The 16,964-nt window shown below is 47.4% G+C and carries 21 protein-coding genes, 1 tRNA gene and 1 pseudogene; 14 read left to right on the top strand and 9 right to left on the bottom strand.

What is annotated here, in order from left to right; translation table 11 throughout:
- Positions 1-6 precede the first annotated feature (6 nt).
- From EAO37_RS07135 to EAO37_RS07105, 7 genes are all read left to right on the top strand, one after another.
- Positions 7-1,038, top strand: a complete 1,032-nt coding sequence (locus EAO37_RS07135) for an ATP-binding protein (RefSeq protein ID WP_120952759.1) — start codon at positions 7-9, stop codon at positions 1,036-1,038.
- A gap of 108 nt (positions 1,039-1,146) precedes the next feature.
- A complete protein-coding gene (gene pxpA / locus EAO37_RS07130; RefSeq protein ID WP_120952756.1) occupies positions 1,147-1,920 on the top strand; it encodes a 5-oxoprolinase subunit PxpA in 774 nt (257 codons plus the stop codon).
- 9 nt (positions 1,921-1,929) lie between these two features.
- Complete coding sequence (locus EAO37_RS07125; RefSeq protein ID WP_120952753.1) at positions 1,930-2,163, top strand: acetyl-CoA carboxylase; 234 nt, start codon at positions 1,930-1,932, stop codon at positions 2,161-2,163.
- A 3-nt stretch (positions 2,164-2,166) separates the two neighbouring features.
- A complete protein-coding gene (locus EAO37_RS07120) occupies positions 2,167-3,540 on the top strand; it encodes an acetyl-CoA carboxylase biotin carboxylase subunit (RefSeq protein ID WP_120952750.1) in 1,374 nt (457 codons plus the stop codon).
- 8 nt (positions 3,541-3,548) lie between these two features.
- Positions 3,549-4,427 (top strand): carboxyltransferase domain-containing protein, encoded by an 879-nt coding sequence (locus tag EAO37_RS07115; RefSeq protein ID WP_240451764.1) that lies wholly within the window; start codon positions 3,549-3,551, stop codon positions 4,425-4,427.
- Entirely contained in the window at positions 4,424-5,398 is a 975-nt protein-coding gene (locus EAO37_RS07110) for a biotin-dependent carboxyltransferase family protein (RefSeq protein ID WP_120952747.1), read from the top strand. Before EAO37_RS07115 ends, EAO37_RS07110 begins: the two co-directional genes overlap by 4 nt.
- A gap of 10 nt (positions 5,399-5,408) precedes the next feature.
- The gene (locus EAO37_RS07105; RefSeq protein WP_120952744.1) at positions 5,409-6,755 is read left to right on the top strand and encodes an allantoin permease; all 1,347 of its coding nucleotides are present in this window, start codon (positions 5,409-5,411) and stop codon (positions 6,753-6,755) included.
- Between the two features lie 39 nt (positions 6,756-6,794).
- On the opposite strand, the gene EAO37_RS07100 is transcribed toward EAO37_RS07105, so the two are convergent.
- From EAO37_RS07100 to glmM, 3 genes are all read right to left on the bottom strand, one after another.
- Positions 6,795-6,869: transfer RNA gene (locus tag EAO37_RS07100), tRNA-Val, on the bottom strand.
- A 31-nt stretch (positions 6,870-6,900) separates the two neighbouring features.
- A complete protein-coding gene (gene lspA, locus EAO37_RS07095; protein ID WP_276206413.1) occupies positions 6,901-7,374 on the bottom strand; it encodes a signal peptidase II in 474 nt (157 codons plus the stop codon).
- A 23-nt stretch (positions 7,375-7,397) separates the two neighbouring features.
- A complete protein-coding gene (gene glmM / locus EAO37_RS07090; protein WP_120952741.1) occupies positions 7,398-8,732 on the bottom strand; it encodes a phosphoglucosamine mutase in 1,335 nt (444 codons plus the stop codon).
- Between the two features lie 81 nt (positions 8,733-8,813).
- Here glmM and rpsT point away from each other — a divergent pair, with 81 nt between their 5' ends.
- The 6 genes from rpsT (at position 8,814) to EAO37_RS07065 (ending at position 12,191) form a co-directional block, all read left to right on the top strand.
- Positions 8,814-9,089: a 30S ribosomal protein S20 gene (gene rpsT, locus EAO37_RS07085; RefSeq protein WP_120945883.1), complete on the top strand. Its 276-nt coding sequence runs from the start codon at positions 8,814-8,816 to the stop codon at positions 9,087-9,089.
- Between the two features lie 3 nt (positions 9,090-9,092).
- The gene (prfA, locus tag EAO37_RS07080; protein WP_120945884.1) at positions 9,093-10,154 is read left to right on the top strand and encodes a peptide chain release factor 1; all 1,062 of its coding nucleotides are present in this window, start codon (positions 9,093-9,095) and stop codon (positions 10,152-10,154) included.
- Between the two features lie 25 nt (positions 10,155-10,179).
- A complete protein-coding gene (locus tag EAO37_RS07075; protein WP_120952738.1) occupies positions 10,180-11,193 on the top strand; it encodes an NADPH dehydrogenase in 1,014 nt (337 codons plus the stop codon).
- Positions 11,194-11,254: 61 nt separating this feature from the next.
- The gene (locus EAO37_RS07070) at positions 11,255-11,734 is read left to right on the top strand and encodes a hypothetical protein (RefSeq protein ID WP_162982989.1); all 480 of its coding nucleotides are present in this window, start codon (positions 11,255-11,257) and stop codon (positions 11,732-11,734) included.
- Between the two features lie 22 nt (positions 11,735-11,756).
- Entirely contained in the window at positions 11,757-11,888 is a 132-nt protein-coding gene (locus EAO37_RS09835; protein WP_276206412.1) for a hypothetical protein, read from the top strand.
- 84 nt (positions 11,889-11,972) lie between these two features.
- Complete coding sequence (locus EAO37_RS07065; protein ID WP_120946263.1) at positions 11,973-12,191, top strand: DUF465 domain-containing protein; 219 nt, start codon at positions 11,973-11,975, stop codon at positions 12,189-12,191.
- Between the two features lie 3 nt (positions 12,192-12,194).
- Here EAO37_RS07065 and EAO37_RS07060 read toward each other — a convergent pair whose 3' ends face one another.
- The 6 genes from EAO37_RS07060 to EAO37_RS07030 all read right to left on the bottom strand — a co-directional run bounded on the left by EAO37_RS07060 (position 12,195) and on the right by EAO37_RS07030 (position 16,416).
- Positions 12,195-13,040, bottom strand: coding sequence for a J domain-containing protein (locus tag EAO37_RS07060; protein WP_120946262.1), 846 nt, complete (start codon positions 13,038-13,040; stop codon positions 12,195-12,197).
- A gap of 21 nt (positions 13,041-13,061) precedes the next feature.
- Positions 13,062-14,429, bottom strand: a complete 1,368-nt coding sequence (locus tag EAO37_RS07055) for an MATE family efflux transporter (protein WP_120946261.1) — start codon at positions 14,427-14,429, stop codon at positions 13,062-13,064.
- Between the two features lie 37 nt (positions 14,430-14,466).
- Entirely contained in the window at positions 14,467-14,856 is a 390-nt protein-coding gene (gene rpsI, locus EAO37_RS07050) for a 30S ribosomal protein S9 (protein WP_120946260.1), read from the bottom strand.
- On the bottom strand, positions 14,849-15,304 hold the full coding sequence (gene rplM, locus EAO37_RS07045; protein WP_120946259.1) for a 50S ribosomal protein L13: 456 nt from the start codon (positions 15,302-15,304) through the stop codon (positions 14,849-14,851). Before rplM ends, rpsI begins: the two co-directional genes overlap by 8 nt.
- Before the next feature lie 121 nt (positions 15,305-15,425).
- Positions 15,426-15,626: a hypothetical protein gene (locus EAO37_RS07040; RefSeq protein ID WP_120952732.1), complete on the bottom strand. Its 201-nt coding sequence runs from the start codon at positions 15,624-15,626 to the stop codon at positions 15,426-15,428.
- A gap of 484 nt (positions 15,627-16,110) precedes the next feature.
- Entirely contained in the window at positions 16,111-16,416 is a 306-nt protein-coding gene (locus tag EAO37_RS07030; RefSeq protein ID WP_120952726.1) for a hypothetical protein, read from the bottom strand.
- 442 nt (positions 16,417-16,858) lie between these two features.
- Here EAO37_RS07030 and EAO37_RS09420 point away from each other — a divergent pair.
- A pseudogene (locus EAO37_RS09420) lies at positions 16,859-16,964 on the top strand (conjugal transfer protein TrbL); the annotation flags it as partial.

Below are 16,964 nucleotides of genomic sequence, written 5' to 3'. Positions count from 1 at the left end.
GTTGGCATGGAAAACTCTAAAGAATCCGAAGGTATCTTACACAAGATCGGGGATCGTCAAGAGCTTTTAGCCTTGCTCAATGAGTTTATCTTACAGAGCTACAAGGTAGAAAAAGAGTTTAAGGACTACAAAGCCCTCTATGAGTGGGTGATTGAGATTTTGCCCCAAGCCATTTGGGTGCTCAATGAGAACAAGAGCTTCTTTTACAAGAATAGCAAAGCCCTAGAGAATCAGAGTATTTTTGAAAAGGCGCGCGCGCAAGGCTTTAATAGCGAGATCGAGCACGAGGGTAAGAATTATTTGTTTCAGCACAATAAAATTCAGGGCAAGGAAATCATCACCGCCACAGACATCACCAAACAGAAACGCCAAGAACGCCTAGTTTCTATGGGAAAAATCTCCGCCCACTTAGCCCATGAGATTCGCAACCCGGTAGGTTCGATCTCACTTCTCACTTCTGTCTTGCTCAAAAAGGTAGACGAAAAGACCAAGCCCATCGTGTTTGAGTTGCAAAAGGCGTTGTGGCGCGTGGAGCGCATCATCAAGGCGACCTTGCTTTTTTCTAAAGGGGTGCATGCTAATAAAGTCGTGCAAAGTTTAGCGTTGTTAGAAGATGAGATCAAGGACGCGCTCAACCAATATACCTACACTAAGGACATCACGCTTAAGACAGACATCGCGCCCATTAGCGCACGCTACGATCTAAGTTTGCTCAGTATCGCCTTGCAAAACTTCTTGTATAATGCCATCGATGCGATCGAAGAGGGGCATTTAGAAGAGGGGCAAATTGAAGTGAATATCTTTGAGGAGGGGGAATGGGTGGTGTGCCACATTAAGGACGATGGAAAAGAGATCATTGATAAAGAAGTGCTCTTTGAACCCTTTGAAACCACCAAATTAAAGGGTAATGGCTTAGGTTTAGCACTCTCCTTGCAGGTGGTTCAAGCGCACGGGGGGCAAATCACCCTACTAGACACCCCAGAAAAAATCTTTGAAATCCGCATTTTGAGGGATTTGGAGGAAGCCACTTCTTCTTAAAATCTTTTAGTTTCTAATCTACCCGCGCGCTATGGGCGATCCTTGGAGCTTTTAGCAAAGTTAGTTTTGCCATGCCATACTTCTACACATATTTTACTAAGGAGAACCATGAAAAAACACATAGATTTAAACAGCGACATGGGGGAATGTTTTGGACCCTGGATTATTGGAGATGGCGTAGATGATGCAATTATGAAGCTCATTAGTAGTTGCAATATTGCCGCGGGCTTTCATGCTAGCGATCCCAATATCATGCGCCATAGCGTGCAAAACGCCCTAGAGCAAGGGGTAGAGATCGGGGTGCATCCGGGCTTTAGGGATTTGGTGGGCTTTGGGCGACGCCACATTGTGGCTAACCCCACGGAACTGACCAATGATTGCCTGTATCAGCTGGGGGCATTGCGTGAGTTTGTGCATTTTCTGGGGGGCAAGTTGCACCACTTTAAGCCGCACGGCAGTCTCTATATCCATGCTAGCAAGGATCGCACCTTCTCTGAGGAACTTCTTAGCACTTTGCATAAGATTGACCCCAGCTTACCTATTTATTGCATGGAAAACACGATCACGCATGCAGTCGCCAAGGAACTCAAACACCCCTTTGTGCGTGAGTTTTACGGGGATCGCGATTATGGTGAGGATGGGCAGTTGGTGATGGTGCGCCGTGCGCGCGCCTATACGCCCGAAGAGGTCGCCCAAAAGGTTTTACAAGCTTGCACAGAGGGCACGGTTCAAACTGTAACCGGTAAGACTATCCCCGTAGATTTTGACTCGGTGTGCATTCACAGCGACACCCCCGGGGCGCTCTCTTTGTTGCAAGCCACGCGCGCGCTTTTAGAAAAAAATGGCATTGCCATCCAAAAACCCACTATCCACCACCCTTAAGGAGAGATCATGCACGAAGTTGTAAGCCCTATCCCTGGAACTTTTTATCGCAAACCCAACCCGGATGCCGCCCCCTTTGTGGAGGTGGGATCAGAAGTTAATGAGGACACCACCCTTTGCCTTGTGGAGGTGATGAAAACCTTCAATGAGATTAAAGCTGGAGTTAAAGGCAAGATCAAGGAAATTAGGGCGGAGAATGAACAATTTGTCAATCCGGGCGATGTGCTCTTTGTGGTGGAGTAGGCGATGCTAGAACACCCTTTAAAAATCCAAAAAGTCTTGGTGGCTAATCGCGGAGAAATCGCAGTGCGCATTATCCAAGCCGCCCATGAGCTCAACATGAAAGCAGTCGCCATCTACACGGACGCGGATGCGGGCAACCTTGCTTGTCAGTTAGCCGATGAGTCTTACCGGGTGGGGGAGAATCTCGCCCATAAGAGTTATCTTAATATTGATAATGTGCTTGAGGTGGCTAAACAAGCCAAAGTGGATGCCATCCACCCGGGCTATGGCTTTTTGAGCGAGAACGCCCAATTTGCTAAAAAAGTTGAAGAAGCGGGGATTATTTTTGTAGGTCCCTCAAGTGAGCTTATCGCCACTATGGGCGATAAGGCTAAAGCTTTAGAGCAGGCAAAAAAAAGCCAAGTGCCCATTATGCCCTCTAGCCCGGTGCTAGAGAGTCTAGATCAAGCCCTAGAGCAGGCGCGCAAAATCGGCTACCCCCTACTGATCAAAGCAATCGCGGGGGGCGGGGGCAAGGGGATTAGGCTTGTAGCAGATGAAGCCCAACTCAAAACCCAATTTGAGATCGCCACGGCAGAGGCGCGCGCAGCCTTTGGCAATGGGGGGGTGTATTTAGAAAAATACTTGCAAGGTGCTAAACATATTGAGGTGCAAATACTGGGCGATGGGCACAATGTGATTCACCTTTACGATCGCGAGTGTTCTTTGCAGCGGCGCAGGCAAAAGGTGCTAGAGGAAGCCCCCAGCCCTAGCCTAGATTCCCAAACACGAGAGGCGTTGTGCGCGTGTGCGGTGCGCATGGCAGCAGATGTGGGTTATAGCGGGGCGGGCACTTTGGAGTTTCTCTATGACACACAGAGCAAGGGCTTTTACTTTTTAGAGATGAATACGCGAATCCAAGTCGAGCATGGGATTACTGAAATGGTAACCGGGATTGACATTGTGCGCCAAATGTTGCGCATTGCCGATGGGCAAGGTTTGCACTACCAACAAAAAGACATTTCTTTACACGGGCATTCTGTGGAGGTAAGAATTAACGCCGAAGACCCCCAAAATAATTTTTTCCCCAGTCCCGGGGAGATCACTAAATTACAATGCCCCACCGGTTTGGGCGTGCGCTTGGATAGCATGCTCTTTAGCGGGCGCATCATCCCCCCTTTTTACGACTCGCTCATTGCTAAACTCATTGTCTATGATCGAAGCCGCCCCCTAGCCCTAAATAAGCTCAAAAGAGCTTTAAATGAGCTTAAAATTGAGGGGGTGAAAACCACCATCGGGCTTTTTAAGGAGCTGTTGGGTAACCCGCATATCCAAAAGGGCGATTACGACATTAACTTTTTAGAAAACTACCAGCAGGAGGCTAAAAATGGCGTTTAGATACAGCTTTGGGGGGGACACTTTTTTTATTTGTAGAGGTGAGTGAGGAGGGGATGTCTTTAGAGGCGTTTTTTCTAGCCATGGCGATTTGCAACCGCTTGAGGGAAATGCAAGTGGAGGGCATTACCGAAATTTGCCCGGCTAACGCGTCCTATATGATCGCCTTTAATCCGGATATTTTACCCCACACCAAAGCCTTAGAGATTTTAAAATCCCTAGAAAAAGAGGTTGTAGGGGCGCGCACAGAGATTCAAACCCGCCTCATTGAAATGCCCGTTTTTTACAACGACCCTTATACTTATGAATGCCAAATGCGTTTCCGCAATAACCACCAATGCAGAGAGCCCGGATCCACGCTTGATCCCAATATTACCGATATTGAATACGCCCGCCAGATCAATGGCTATGAGAGTGTGGAGGCGTTTATCAAAGCCCACTCAGAGAGCCCTTGGTTTGTGAGTATGATCGGTTTTGTAGCCGGACTGCCTTGGCTTTACCAACTTGTAGAGCGTCCAGCCCAAATTGAAGTGCCCAAGTATGCGATTGCGCGCATTGATACCCCGGCGCTGACCATCGGGCATGGGGGGTGTTTTGGGTGCATTTATGCGGTGCGCGGGGGTGGGGGGTATCAGATGATGGGGATCACGCCCGCGCCCGTGTGGGACCCCAAACAGAGATTGCCCTATTTTAAAGAGAGCATGGTGTTTTTAAACCCCGGGGACATTATCAAATTCACCCCCTGCACGCAAGCGGAGTATGATCAATATGTCAAAGAGGTAGAGGCAGGCACTTTTGATCTCAAAATCCGCCCTACACGCTTTTCTTTGCAAGAGTGGCAAAGCGACCCCAAAGCCTATAACCAAAAAATCTTGGAGGTGTTAGCATGAGCTCTTTTAAAGTGATCAAGCCGGGCATTGCCACTTATGTAGAGGATTTGGGGCGTTATGGTTACTACCATTTGGGCATTCCCCCCGGAGGCGCGCTCGATCAAGCCTCTTTCATTGCAGCAAATGTCTTAGTGGGTAATGACAAAAACGCCGCGGCTTTAGAGGTGGCTTTGATGGCACCCGAATTAGAATTTGAGCAAGAAACTTACATTGCCGTAACTGGCGCGCACACCACCCCGCTTATCAATGGGGAGGAGATGCCCAGCAATAGCGCGCTTAAAGTGCCCGCAGGGGGCAAACTTAGCTTTAGCTATCTCAAAAAGGGCGCGCGTGCTTATATCGCTATGGCTGGGGGGGTGGATGTACCCGTAGTGATGGGCTCGCGCTCCACCTATCCGCTAGGGAGCATTGGGGGTTTTAAGGGGCGCAAACTTGAGGAGGGCGACATACTCCCCATTGGCACGCCCACGGGCAAACCCAGCCAAAAAGCCCTAGCCCCAGAGTTTCATCTACACCTAGAAGAAGTGGAGGTTTTGCGTGTGATCTTGGGATTGCAGGATTACAAGCTTACAGAGCAGAGTTTGCATAATCTGTTTAATGATGTCTATGTCGTCTCCACGCAGGCAGATAGGCTGGGCTATCGCTTTAAAAACGGGCAGAAATTCACCTATAAAGATTTGCCCCAGCCCTTTGGCGCGGGCTCAAATCCGAGTAATATCCCCGATGCCTGCTACCCGGTGGGCTCTATGCAAGCCCCCGGAGGTAATGAACCCATTGTCTTGCAAAGGGACGCGCCCAGTGGGGGCGGATTTGCGATGTATTGCACGCTGATTAGTTGCGATTTAGATCGCCTAGGGCAGTTTGCGCCTAATCAAAAAGTGCGCTTTAAAGCCGTAGATATGGAGCAAGCTCTAGTGGCACGCAAAGCCTATCAAGACAAGATTGCCAAGATGATTGAGAGTTTGAGTTAAAGGAGATGCCATGCCCACACACCATGAGGACTTAGCCCATAAGCATACAGAGGATGAATCCACTTTTGTAGTTACGCAGGAGAGAAAAGCCTCACGGGGTTCTTTGATGATGTCTTGGTGGGGGGTTTGTTCGGCTTTGTTTTATGTGGTGGTGGGGGTGGCGATGGCACAAGCCTATGGCACAAAAAATGCCCTGATCGGGTTGCTTATCACCGTAGTAGCGTATTCTCTCATCAACGCGTTTATCTCTAGCTATGCGGCTAAGAGCGGTCTTTCTGTCGCCCTATTTTCACGCGTGCTCTTTGGAAGTAAGGGGGCTGCCCTAGCTACCTTGATTTTCTTTGCTACCGCCATTTACTACGCCGTTTTTGAAGGGTATGTGATTGCGCTAGCAGCCACGCATAAATTCCCCGCTCTGCCCCACTGGGGGGCGTGCTTGATCATCGTGGCTTTTTCCGTGCCCTTGATCTTTGGCTCGGTGCAACACTGGTTAGATAAATTTAACGGGGTGCTCTTGCCCTTGTACCTCTTAGGGCTAGTGGCTTCTGTGATCTATGCGACTAGCACCTATGGTTATAATGAAGCGTGGTTACACATGGGACCTAAAAACGCGCCCCCCTTTGGCTGGTGGCATGTAGCAGTATATTACATGGGCGTGTGGGTGTTGATGATGTATACCTTTGACTTCGCGCGCTTTGGCAAAAGAGAAGATGTTAAATTTCACGCCTTTATCACCTTTGGCGCACCCTTTTACTTAGTCGCCTTTGTGCTCTCGGCGTTGGTAGGCATTTACTTGGTGAGCACCATGCCTAAATTAGCCACTTCAGAGTCCGCAGTCGCCTTTGCCTTCATTGAATTACTAGGTATTTTTGGGCTACTCTTTGTGATCATCACCCAAGCGCGCATCAACACAGCTAACTACTTCTTGGGCGCGACCAATATGCAAGCCTTTTTTAAGGAGGTTTTGGGGCTGGATTTTTCCAAATACATTTGGGCTGTCTTAGTCGGAGTGGTGGTGTTTTTGCTCATGCTAGTGGATATGTTTGCTTATTTGCTCAGTGCTCTAGCCTATCAGGGTATCTTCGTAGTGGCGTGGGTGGCAATCGCTTTGGTGCATATTTTAAGCGCGCCCAATTACGAGCAAGATGTGCGCAATGCCCTAAGCGCACCCGCCTTCAAGGCAGCTGGATTAGTAGCGTGGTTTGGTGCGAGTCTAGTGGGCATTTTAGTTTATCATGGGGTGTTGATCTCTAAGGATTTGGGTGCAAATTGGTATGCTACGGCTACTTTTGTGAGCGCGTGCGTGCTGTATTTGTTGTTGCGCAAAACACCCAATAAACAGCCCCATGCGCTATGAGGGGGTAAGAGCTATAAAAGGCGTTGGATTTATGGATTATGGTGGTCCCGACTGGACTTGAACCAGCGACCCCTACCATGTCAAGGTAGTGCTCTACCACTGAGCTACGCGACCACAATTTTATAGGAATTGCTAAAGGCGGGAATTATACCTGATTGTGTTGGTCTTTTGCCTTAAAGCTTTTGTTCTTGCTTAAACTTTGTTTGAGCGCGTCTAGCAACAACAAACCCACACCCACATCAATGAGCACATCAGCTAAATTGAACACCGCAAAATCAAATTTATAATGCCAATAGACATAATCGATCACATGCCCATGCACGAAGCGATCGAGTAGATTGGAGCTCCCCGCCCCCAAAACTAACCCAAAAGGGATATGGGTTTGTAGAAAAAAAGCGCGTTGGGATAAGAGCATGATTACCATGCCTATGATTAAGAGGGTTTGCAAATACTTGAGCCAAGGTCCTAAAAACTCCAACATAGAAAAAGCCACGCCTTTATTGTAGGCTAGCACGATAGAGATCACAGGACCCTCTGCTCTAAAGCCCTGTAAAATCCACTGCTTGATGGCTTGATCGCACAGCATGGCTAATAACCCCACACCTACAAACCAAAACAGCGCGTGCTTAAAAGGTGTAACACTCAAAGCAGTTGCTCTTGTAAAAAGGCTTTGAGCTCTTTGGCTTTATTTTCTAGTAGAACGCGCTCCTTGCCCTCTAAGAGAATGCGTAAGAGATTCTCTGTGCCCGAGTAGCGGATGAGATGGCGGATATGTGCCTTTTCTAAAGATTGCAATTTTTCAGCAAACCCGGGCAATTTGTCTAAGGGCTTTTTGTCTTTCACGCGCACATTTTCTAACACTTGGGGGTAGAGATTAAAGGGGTTGAGCGCCTTGCTACTAGGCTGTTTGCTCTCTACCACCAGCGCGGCGACCTGCAACGCGCCCATGATCCCATCGCCTGTTTTAGAATAATCCCCAAAGATGAGATGCCCACTCTGCTCTGCTCCAAAACTCAAGTTATGCGCTTGCATCGCCGCGCTCACGCATTTGTCCCCCACATCGCAAAACACCACCCCGATATGATGTTGTTTAAGATACTCCTCTAAAGAGAGATTGCTCATCGTGGTTGCCACAATGCTAGCATTACTCAATGCGTTACGCTTATAATTATAAAGGGCGAGCGCGCCAATGAGTTTATCCCCGGGCACCACCACGCCGGTGTTATCCACCACCACCAGCCGATCGGCATCTCCATCTAAGGCAATACCTAGATCCGCGCGGTAGCGTTTGACCTCTTGGCTTAACTCTAAAGGATAGAGCGCGCCACATTGCGCGTTGATATTGCTCCCATTGGGCTCATCATTGATCACAATCACATCTGCGCCCAGCTCGCTAAAGACCACAGGGGCGACCTTGTAGCCTGCTCCATTAGCTGTGTCAATGACTACGCGCATGCCCTGCAAATTGAGATGTTTGGGAAAGGAATTTTTTAAATGCACGATGTAGCGCCCTACCACATCATCAATGCGTTTGGCACTCCCAATCTCTAGCCCAGATTGGCAACTCTGCTCGACGCGCTTAGTGTCAGCAAAGATTTTTTCAATCTGTAATTCGCTCTCCCTTTGGAGTTTATAACCGAAGCGATCGAAAAACTTGATCCCATTGTCTTCAAAAGGGTTATGACTAGCGCTAATCATCACCCCCGCATCACAGCGCATGTTTTCGGTCAAAAAGGCGATAGCGGGCGTGGGCATAGGACCAATTTGAATCACATCATAGCCCACGCTGGTAAGCGCACTCACTAGGGCGTTTTCAATCATATAACCACTGCGGCGCGTGTCCTTGCCCACTAAGATTTTATTGCTGATGGCTTGTTTGCGAAAGTAGAGCCCAGCAGCGATGCCTAGTTGCATCACAAACATGGGCGTGATCTCCACACCCGCCCTGCCCCTGACCCCATCCGTGCCAAAAATCATGCGCGCCCCAAAATTTAGTTCTCTTTAATTAAGATAAAGCTACAATTCTAACACACTATTTTTGATAAAAGGATTAAGTGCATGGCTAATCATAAATCCGCGCAAAAGCGAATCCGTCAAACTATTAAGCGCACCGAACGCAACCGCTTTTATAAAACCCGCCTGAAAAATATCATCAAAGCGGTGCGCGAAGCGGTGGCGCATAATGATCTCCCTAAAGCCCAAGAATCCCTTAAAGTGGCGAATAAAGAATTGCATAAATTCGTGAGCAAAGGCGTTTTAAAGAAAAACACCGCGTCTAGGAAGGTGTCGCGCTTGAACGCGAGTGTGAAAAAGATCGCTCTGGCTAACGCTTAAATCGTGCTCTCTACTAAACTAAAAGAAGTTGTGGCGCGCTATGATGCGCTCGCTCACTCTCTTGCCCAGCCTGAAATCTTAGGGGATGTCAAACGCCTAAGAGAACTGAGCAAAGAACAAGCCAGCTTAGAGGAGCTTGCTGTGCAGGCAAAAGAGTATCTAGGCGTGCTAGACTCCATTCAAGAAAACAAGGCATTACTAGAGGATAAAGAGCTAGGCGAATTAGCCAAAGAGGAGCTTAAAATCCTAGAGGAGCAAAGCAAAGCCCTAGAAGAGCGCATTAAAATTTTGCTCATCCCCAAAGACCCTAATGACAATAAAAATATTTATTTGGAATTGCGCGCGGGCACAGGGGGCGATGAGGCGGGGATTTTTGTGGGCGATCTCTTTAAAGCCTATTGCCGTTATGCGGATTTAAAGCGTTGGAAGGTGGAAATTGTCAGCTCCAGTGAAAATAGCGTGGGGGGCTATAAAGAGATGATCGCCTTGATCAAGGGGCAGGGGGTGTATTCGCGCCTGAAATTTGAAGCGGGCACGCACCGCGTGCAACGCGTGCCAGAGACCGAATCGCAGGGGCGTATCCACACCTCAGCCATCACTGTGGCGATCATGCCTGAAGCGGACGATGTGGAGATCAATATTAACCCGAGCGATTTGCGCATTGAGGTTTTTAGAGCGGGCGGGCATGGGGGGCAATGTGTGAATACTACTGATTCAGCTGTAAGAATTACACATGTGCCTAGTGGAATCAGCGTTTCTATGCAGGATGAAAAATCCCAACATAAAAACAAGGACAAAGCCCTAAAGATTTTAAAAGCCCGTTTGTATGAAAAGCAGATTGAGGAGCAACAACAAGCCCACTCGCAGGAGCGCAAAATGCAGGTGGGCAGTGGGGATCGCAGTGAGCGCATCCGCACCTATAATTACCCACAAAACCGCTTGAGCGATCACCGCATTAATCTAACTCTTTATAGCCTAGAGGAGATCATGCTCTCAGGCAACCTAGACCCCGTGATCGAGCCCTTGATCGCGCACGCGCAGGCGGTGGCGAGCGCAGAAGTCTAGAGCACATTAGTTTTAAGGAAGACAAATGCCAAAAAAAACCCTATTATTTAGCCCGTGGAAAATTAAGGATTTAGAGATCAAAAACCGCGTGGTGATGGCACCTATGGATCAATACAGCGCGCAAAATGGTTATGTTAATGACTGGCACACCCACCATTATATTAGCCGTGCGGTTGGGCAAGTGGGCTTGATTATTTTTGAAGTAGCGGCGGTGAGTGCTAATGGGCGCATTGATCCGGGGGATCTGGGTATTTATGAACAAGAGCATGTAGAGGGCTTGGCACAAATTGTGCAAGAGTGCCATAAACACGGCTCTAAGGTAGCACTACAAATTGGACATGCAGGCAGAAAGGGGGTGTTAAAAGACACCCCACTTTTAGCCCCCTGCGCCCTGCGCTTTAGTGAACAATACGCCATGCCTAAAGAAATGGATACACAAGACATTAAGCAGGTCATTTTAGGGTTTAAACAAGCAGGATTGAGGGCAAAGCAAGCCGGCTTTGATGCAATCGAAATCCACGCCGCACATGGGTATTTGCTCAGTAGCTTTTTATCCCCCTTAAGCAACCAAAGAAGCGATGTTTATGGCAAAAATCGGGCATTGCTCTTACAAGAAATCTTGCAAACCCTAAGAGAAGCCATAGATTTACCTCTTTTGGTGCGTATCTCGGCTACAGACTACCACAAAGAGGGCAACACTCCCCAAACTATAGCCCAACTCTTAGAGCCCTTAAGCTCTCTTTATGATGCTTTGGATGTGAGTAGTGGGGGCGTGCTAGAAGCTCCCATTAAGACTTATCCGGGTTATCAAATCCCTTATGCGGACTATCTCAAAGAAGCGTTAGGCAAGCCCACCATCGGGGGCGGATTGCTTGAAGAGCCCAAAATGGCACAAAAGCTCATCGCTAGCCAAGTGGTGGATGCAATCTATCTAGCGCGCGCTCTGCTCAAGAACCCCTTTTGGTGTTTTAATGCGGCGTTAAGTTTAGGGCAAGAGATTGATATTCCTAAACCCTATGCTAGGATGGTGCATTTGTAAGCACTCCTGCTTTATCTCTCGCGCGCTAAAGCCCCCACAAAGCAGGGTGCTTTGTTCCTCTTTGCTCGCAAACATTGAACTCTTGGATATTGATGTCTTTGCAGGCGGGGAACGCGTGAAATTGCCCGTGTTTGAGGCAGAAGAGATCGCTAGTAAGGGCTATGACAAAAAACATGGCAAGATTTTAGAAAGCACAAAAGCCGTGCAAGAGTTTTACCAACTCTGCGAAATCCACGGGGTGGAAAACTTCCATCTAACTATTTGCGATCTAGAGGGGTCGGGGATGAGAGTCTTTGTCGCCTTCGCTCTTGTGCTCTCTATCGCGCAAAATGTGCATTACTTCTTTAAGTATAACGCCTCTATTGCGACAATACTTGTCATCACGGGCAAGATCGATCCCAACACAAAAAGGCAATTAGAGGGCGCACTAGAAGTGCAAGAACACAAGGAAAAACCTAGCCACACCTCCACAGAAGCCCTATTAGGCGACATCATCAAAGAAGCCCAAAAAAAGGCGTGTCTAAGCAAATGCTACTTTTAGAGCTCAAGTCAAAGATAGAATGATGTCCAATATCGCGCATTTAGAAGAACAAAAGAACAGTATCCTGCGCAAATATACCCAAGCCCAATACGCCCTAGAGAAGCACCCCGCCTTGCACACCACCACCCGCTACGCGCAGCAAGTTGCGGGCTAGATTATGTGGGGTTTGACACTTAAGATGAGGGAAGTTTTAGGTTGAAAATACTAGAATATCCCCATTAACTCTTAAAGGATTTGCATGTTCCATGAGTATCGCGATGATATCAAAGCTTTGAAAAACAAAAACCCCCACTTCAATAAAATTTTTGAAGAGCACAACGCGTTAGACGACGAGATTTCCACTCTGATCGCGCACAATACGGACGATCTCAAAGTAACCGATCTCAAGAAGAAGAAGTTACGCCTCAAGGACGAAATCCTACGCATGATCCAAGAGTATAGGGCAGGTACGCTTTAGACTCTAGAGCTGTTTTAGGACATTATACGCGTCCATCACTTCCAAAAAGCGTTGCTTGTAAATGCCCTTGTTGTAGGGCGCGCAGGCGCAGGTATCTGGGTGGTAAAGTTTAGCCAGCTCCAAATAGCGGTGCTTGATCTCCTCTTTGGAGTGCATCACCCCTAGTCCTAGCGTGCGCAAAGCCTTGAGAATGATCTCCTCTTGCCTAGTGAGATAGAGGGCTTGGGTGGGGTAAACAAATTGGATGTAGGCTTGCTTGAAGCGGGGGTTTTGCAAAGCCATTAAAATAGGGAGCGCGTCTAAGTGGGCGTGGGTTTCGTGCAAAAAATTGCTTTTGTTGGCTTTGTCTTTAAAGGGGGTTTCTAGCAAAATATAGGGCGCAAAGGTTTCGTGCAAAAATTCGCGCGCTAGGAAGTTATTGTAGTAAAAGATCACCCTAGAGTGCAGATAGATTGCATGGATCTCCACCTTGTGCACCAATGCCAAGACGCGCTGGTAGGGCTCGTGGGTGTGCATGCTCTCTTTAAACACCACGGGCAGGTGCGCGCAATCTAAAATCTGTTGTCTTAGTTGTTTGAAGACTTGTTGGTTGTAAAAGGGGTGCAGAGCGTATTTGGCATAAAAGAGGCGGTTGAGTAAGTAGGTTTTCTTCAAACTCTCCTGTTCTAATAAAATGGTGGTGTGCTTGAATTTGACATGTTCTCTAAAATGCTTTTTGATATAAAGCGTGGTTTTGTGGTAAAGGCAAGGTTCTAGGCAGACCTCTATGAATTGCTCTGAAGAGCCGATTTTGGGCGCGTAGGACAAGAGAGAAGCGCCTTTTTTGGGGATTTTGGTCTTGATCTGCATGGCGCATTATCACATTTTTTCTTAAGCCAAATCCTTAAGAGTGGCGACTCGATCAAAAGTGCCCCGCCTGATCTCATAGCGCACCACAAAGCCCACCACCACCAGCGCGCAAGCCTGTGAGATGGGAAAGGCGATCCAAATTCCCTCTAAGCCAAAGAAATGCGCCAAAATAGGCAAAAGAGGCACGATGAAAAGAATGGTTTCGCATATGGTGATGAAAAAGGAGGTGCGTGTGCGCTGGATAGATTGGAAAAACACCGCGCAGAGGAGATTTAAACCCAAAAAGATATGCCCGGTGTAATAGACATTCATCGCGTGCTTACTTTGGGCTAAAAAACTTGGATCGCGCGCCAAGCGTTCTTGATCCACATAGAGTTGGATCAAATGCGTATCTAAAAAGTAGAAGAGAATATACATCCCTACGCCTACGCACAAAGTGATCTTCAAACCAAAGATGAAAACCGCTTTGACCTTATCTAGGTTTTGCGCGCCATAATTAAAGCTTGCGATGGGCTGAATCCCTTGGGCTATGGAGAGCAGGGTCGTCCAAAAGATGATGCCATTATACATCACGATCGCATAGATGGACACCCCCCTCTCCCCCACGGTGTCCATGATAGTGCGGTTGAATAACAACATCACCACAGCCGCGCTGAGTTCAGAAACACTTTGGGGTAACCCACTTTTAGCCGAAGAGATGACACTAGCCCAGTTGAAACGGCGCACGAAGTAGAGTTGCCCCTTTTTGCCTAAAAAATGACTCATGAGTACAAAAAAGCCCATCGCATGCCCTAAAACCGTGGCGATCGCGCTCCCATGAATCCCAATCTCCACCACATAGAGCAAGAAGTAGTTGAACGCCACATTGGTGAGTGAGCCTACCAACATCGCCACCATTGCTAAAATAGGGCGTTTGTCATTGACGACAAAGACATCGGCCAAGGGGTGTAAAACCATAAAAATCGCCCCCATTAAGATGACCTTGATGTAAATAGACACCATGGGCAAGACCGCCTCACTACTTCCTAACATCTTAGCTAAGTGATCGCTAAAGGGCACAAGCGACCAACTAATCAGAGTGATGCTAATAGCGACAAAGTAAAACACAGAACTAAAAACCAATCTAGCGCGTTCAGGTTGATCCTTGCCTAGAAAATAGGATGCGATAGAAGCTGCCCCAAATCCAAAGAGCAACTCAAAGGCGATTAGAGTGGGAAAAATAGGCCAACACACCCCAATAGCCGCTAGAGCTTGCTCGCCTAACTTATTCCCCACAAACATGCCATCAATCATGGAGTAAGTGGAGAGCGAGATCATAGAAAAGGCCAGTGGGATAAAATAGTAAAAAAAGAGTTTGGGGATAGAATCCTTGGATAGATCAATAGCCATTAAAGCCCCCTAAAACTTGACCCCCCTCACAAGCAACCTAGCGTTTAGAGAATTGTGGACTACGGCGCGCCTTGCGCTTGCCGTATTTCTTGCGTTCCACCACCCTTGAATCGCGCCTCAACAAGCCCTTGGGCTTTAAGATCGCTCTAAAAGCCGTGTCGTAGAGATTAAGTGCCTTAGAGATGCCATGCCTTAAGGCTTCGGCTTGCGCGCTATACCCCCCCCCAAAGACCACCGCCTTGATATTCACCAAGCCCTCTTGTTTAGTCAACACCAAGGGTTGCATCACCTTCATTTTGATGGATTCATGCCCGCCCAACCAGGCGTTTAGATCCGTGCCGTTGATGTCTAGCACGCCATTGCCATGGCTTAACCAAACTTTGGCGATCGCGCTTTTGCGTTTCCCTGTGGCGTAGATTTTATGCATCGTTGTCCTTTTTCACAACATCGTTGTTCTTTTTTGCGACTTGGGCGGTGTGGGGGTGCTTGGCTTCCTTGTAAACCTTGAGCTTTTTGATCATAGCGCGCCCTAATTTGCTCTTGGGCAACATACCCCGCACGGCAAGAAAAAAGAGTTTTTCGGGATGCTTGTCTAGCATCTCTTGGAGGGTTTGGCTTTTGGTGCTTCCAAAATAACCTGAGTGGGTGAAATACTGCTTGTCTTGCAATTTTACACCCGAAAATTTAACCTGACTGGCATTGATCACCACAACAAAGTCCCCGCAATCCACATGGGGGGTGTAGTAGGGGCGGTGTTTGCCCCTAAGTAAAAGCGCGACCTGAGTGATGAGTCGCCCAAAGACTTGATCCTTAGCGTCCAGCACGACCCAATCGCGCTTGAATTCCGAAGTTTTTATGGATTTTGTGAGTTGCATACCCGTCCTTTCAAAACGGCTATTCTAATCTCTTAAACTTAGAAATTCCTAAATTTAAGCACTTCTAAAGTGTTCTGAATCGCGGGGCATCTTTATTGTGGCGCAGTTTTAACACGGCGGTTTAACTCTTAAAGCCCACACCACCCCCCAAGCAAGCCAAGGCAAAATGCCCCACAACCACATACTCTACGGGTAAAAAGACAAGTTCTGCACCACTTGACGCTAAAATTCCCACAGAAGCCAATCTCGAAACGCTAGATTTTAAAGAGATCAAAGAAGAGATTTTTTCTTGAGAAACGCAGAGAGAAAAATGGTAGTCCACATAATAGCCCGCTTAAATATCCCCATCACCAGCGCGTATAAGAAAATGACAACTAAGGATAGTAGGATCAAAAGCCCTATAACCACAGGCAAGACCCTTAAGAGCCACCAAGATTTGGCATGCTTGGATGGTAGCAGAAATAAAATGCACCAACACCACTAACCAGAGCGCAGATCATGAGATGTTTTAAATGGGGTTTATGCCTCAATTCTGCCAAACCCTCTTGGACATGTCTTTTCAAAAGCACTAGGCTTTTATGGTGTGCTAAGACATCTCTTTCTTTAAAATCCAGTTCCACCACCACAATGCACAATCCAAGTAGGAGCAAAGCCACTACATACATAGATGCCCCATAGCGCGCATAGAGAAACGATCCTAGCACGCTACCCAATTGCCTACCCGTGGCGACAAATTTAGAAAGATTGGCTTTTTGTGCCTTGATCGCGTGAGTTAGGTTAGCATCTATAGTTCTCGAACTAGAGCACTAGCTAGTCCATAAAGCCCCCAAGCTAAGGGTGATGTCTCTTTGCACCGCCTTAGTTAAATACTCTGATCTTTGCTGTTCTTGGTATTCTCTAAGATCGTCTACATCGCGCATAAACGCGCTATTAAACAGAGTGGTAAAAATATTGCGATCCTTGTAAATCTGCCCCTTTTGCGCCTCGCTCAAGTCTTTAGCGTCCTTAACTTTTAGAATACTCTGGCGTAAGGCTTGCGCTCTATACTCATCCTCCCCCTGTGTGGGGCTGAAATACTCAAAAGGGCGGGTTAGCATGTCGCTAATGCCCAAACTCTGCAGTCATCCTGCTTATAGGGGCGATCAGGGTTAAACTGCACCAGTTGTTTGTCAAGAGGATTAGATTAATTGTATCTATGGCATTTTAGACTCCAGTGACTGGTAATTCTTATTTTTCTTGTGGATTTTGAGGCGTGTCTATATACTCTGTCATAACAAGTACCAAAGGTAGCCAACTAAATAACCAAAATAAAAGACAGACTATCCCTAAAGCAATGCTTCTTTTTCTAAAAAAAGCACAAAGGGCATAAAATTGCCCAAAAAGTTCCCTTTGGCAATCTCTCAAAACTTTTGTATTCAGCACTGCACCCCACCCAAGTCCACACAATGATTTGGATAATCAAATGAAAACCAAATAGAAATCCAACCAGGGACTTTTAATGGGGCGGATAAGCTTGTAAGCACGGGCTTTTTTGATCTCTTAGAACATGTGTTGGTGTTAGTTTTGTCTTCCTTAGTTTGTTTCTACCTTGTCAAGCGCATTCCAGATTTCATAAATGGTATCTTTGGCACAAGCGGGGGTGTGGGAGCAGTTACAGAGA

The sequence above is a fragment of the Helicobacter sp. L8 genome (assembly GCF_003660355.1).
Classification (GTDB): Bacteria; Campylobacterota; Campylobacteria; order Campylobacterales; family Helicobacteraceae; genus Helicobacter; species Helicobacter labacensis.
Note: the sequence above shows the minus strand (reverse complement) of the source record. Positions and strands in the feature narration are given on the sequence as shown.

Excerpts from the sequence above, each read along its gene's own strand:
- EAO37_RS07065 (WP_120946263.1), top strand. The coding sequence starts at position 11,973 with ATGTTCCATGAGTATCGCGATGATATCAAAGCTTTGAAAAACAAAAAC.
- EAO37_RS07060 (WP_120946262.1), bottom strand. The coding sequence starts at position 13,040 with ATGCAGATCAAGACCAAAATCCCCAAAAAAGGCGCTTCTCTCTTGTCC.
- EAO37_RS09835 (WP_276206412.1), top strand. The coding sequence starts at position 11,757 with ATGTCCAATATCGCGCATTTAGAAGAACAAAAGAACAGTATCCTGCGC.
- EAO37_RS07120 (WP_120952750.1), top strand. The coding sequence starts at position 2,167 with ATGCTAGAACACCCTTTAAAAATCCAAAAAGTCTTGGTGGCTAATCGC.
- rplM (WP_120946259.1), bottom strand. The coding sequence starts at position 15,304 with ATGCAACTCACAAAATCCATAAAAACTTCGGAATTCAAGCGCGATTGG.
- EAO37_RS07125 (WP_120952753.1), top strand. The coding sequence starts at position 1,930 with ATGCACGAAGTTGTAAGCCCTATCCCTGGAACTTTTTATCGCAAACCC.
- EAO37_RS07075 (WP_120952738.1), top strand. The coding sequence starts at position 10,180 with ATGCCAAAAAAAACCCTATTATTTAGCCCGTGGAAAATTAAGGATTTA.
- glmM (WP_120952741.1), bottom strand. The coding sequence starts at position 8,732 with ATGATTTTTGGCACGGATGGGGTCAGGGGCAGGGCGGGTGTGGAGATC.
- EAO37_RS07110 (WP_120952747.1), top strand. The coding sequence starts at position 4,424 with ATGAGCTCTTTTAAAGTGATCAAGCCGGGCATTGCCACTTATGTAGAG.
- EAO37_RS07105 (WP_120952744.1), top strand. The coding sequence starts at position 5,409 with ATGCCCACACACCATGAGGACTTAGCCCATAAGCATACAGAGGATGAA.
- EAO37_RS07135 (WP_120952759.1), top strand. The coding sequence starts at position 7 with ATGGAAAACTCTAAAGAATCCGAAGGTATCTTACACAAGATCGGGGAT.
- pxpA (WP_120952756.1), top strand. The coding sequence starts at position 1,147 with ATGAAAAAACACATAGATTTAAACAGCGACATGGGGGAATGTTTTGGA.
- EAO37_RS07055 (WP_120946261.1), bottom strand. The coding sequence starts at position 14,429 with ATGGCTATTGATCTATCCAAGGATTCTATCCCCAAACTCTTTTTTTAC.
- rpsI (WP_120946260.1), bottom strand. The coding sequence starts at position 14,856 with ATGCATAAAATCTACGCCACAGGGAAACGCAAAAGCGCGATCGCCAAA.
- rpsT (WP_120945883.1), top strand. The coding sequence starts at position 8,814 with ATGGCTAATCATAAATCCGCGCAAAAGCGAATCCGTCAAACTATTAAG.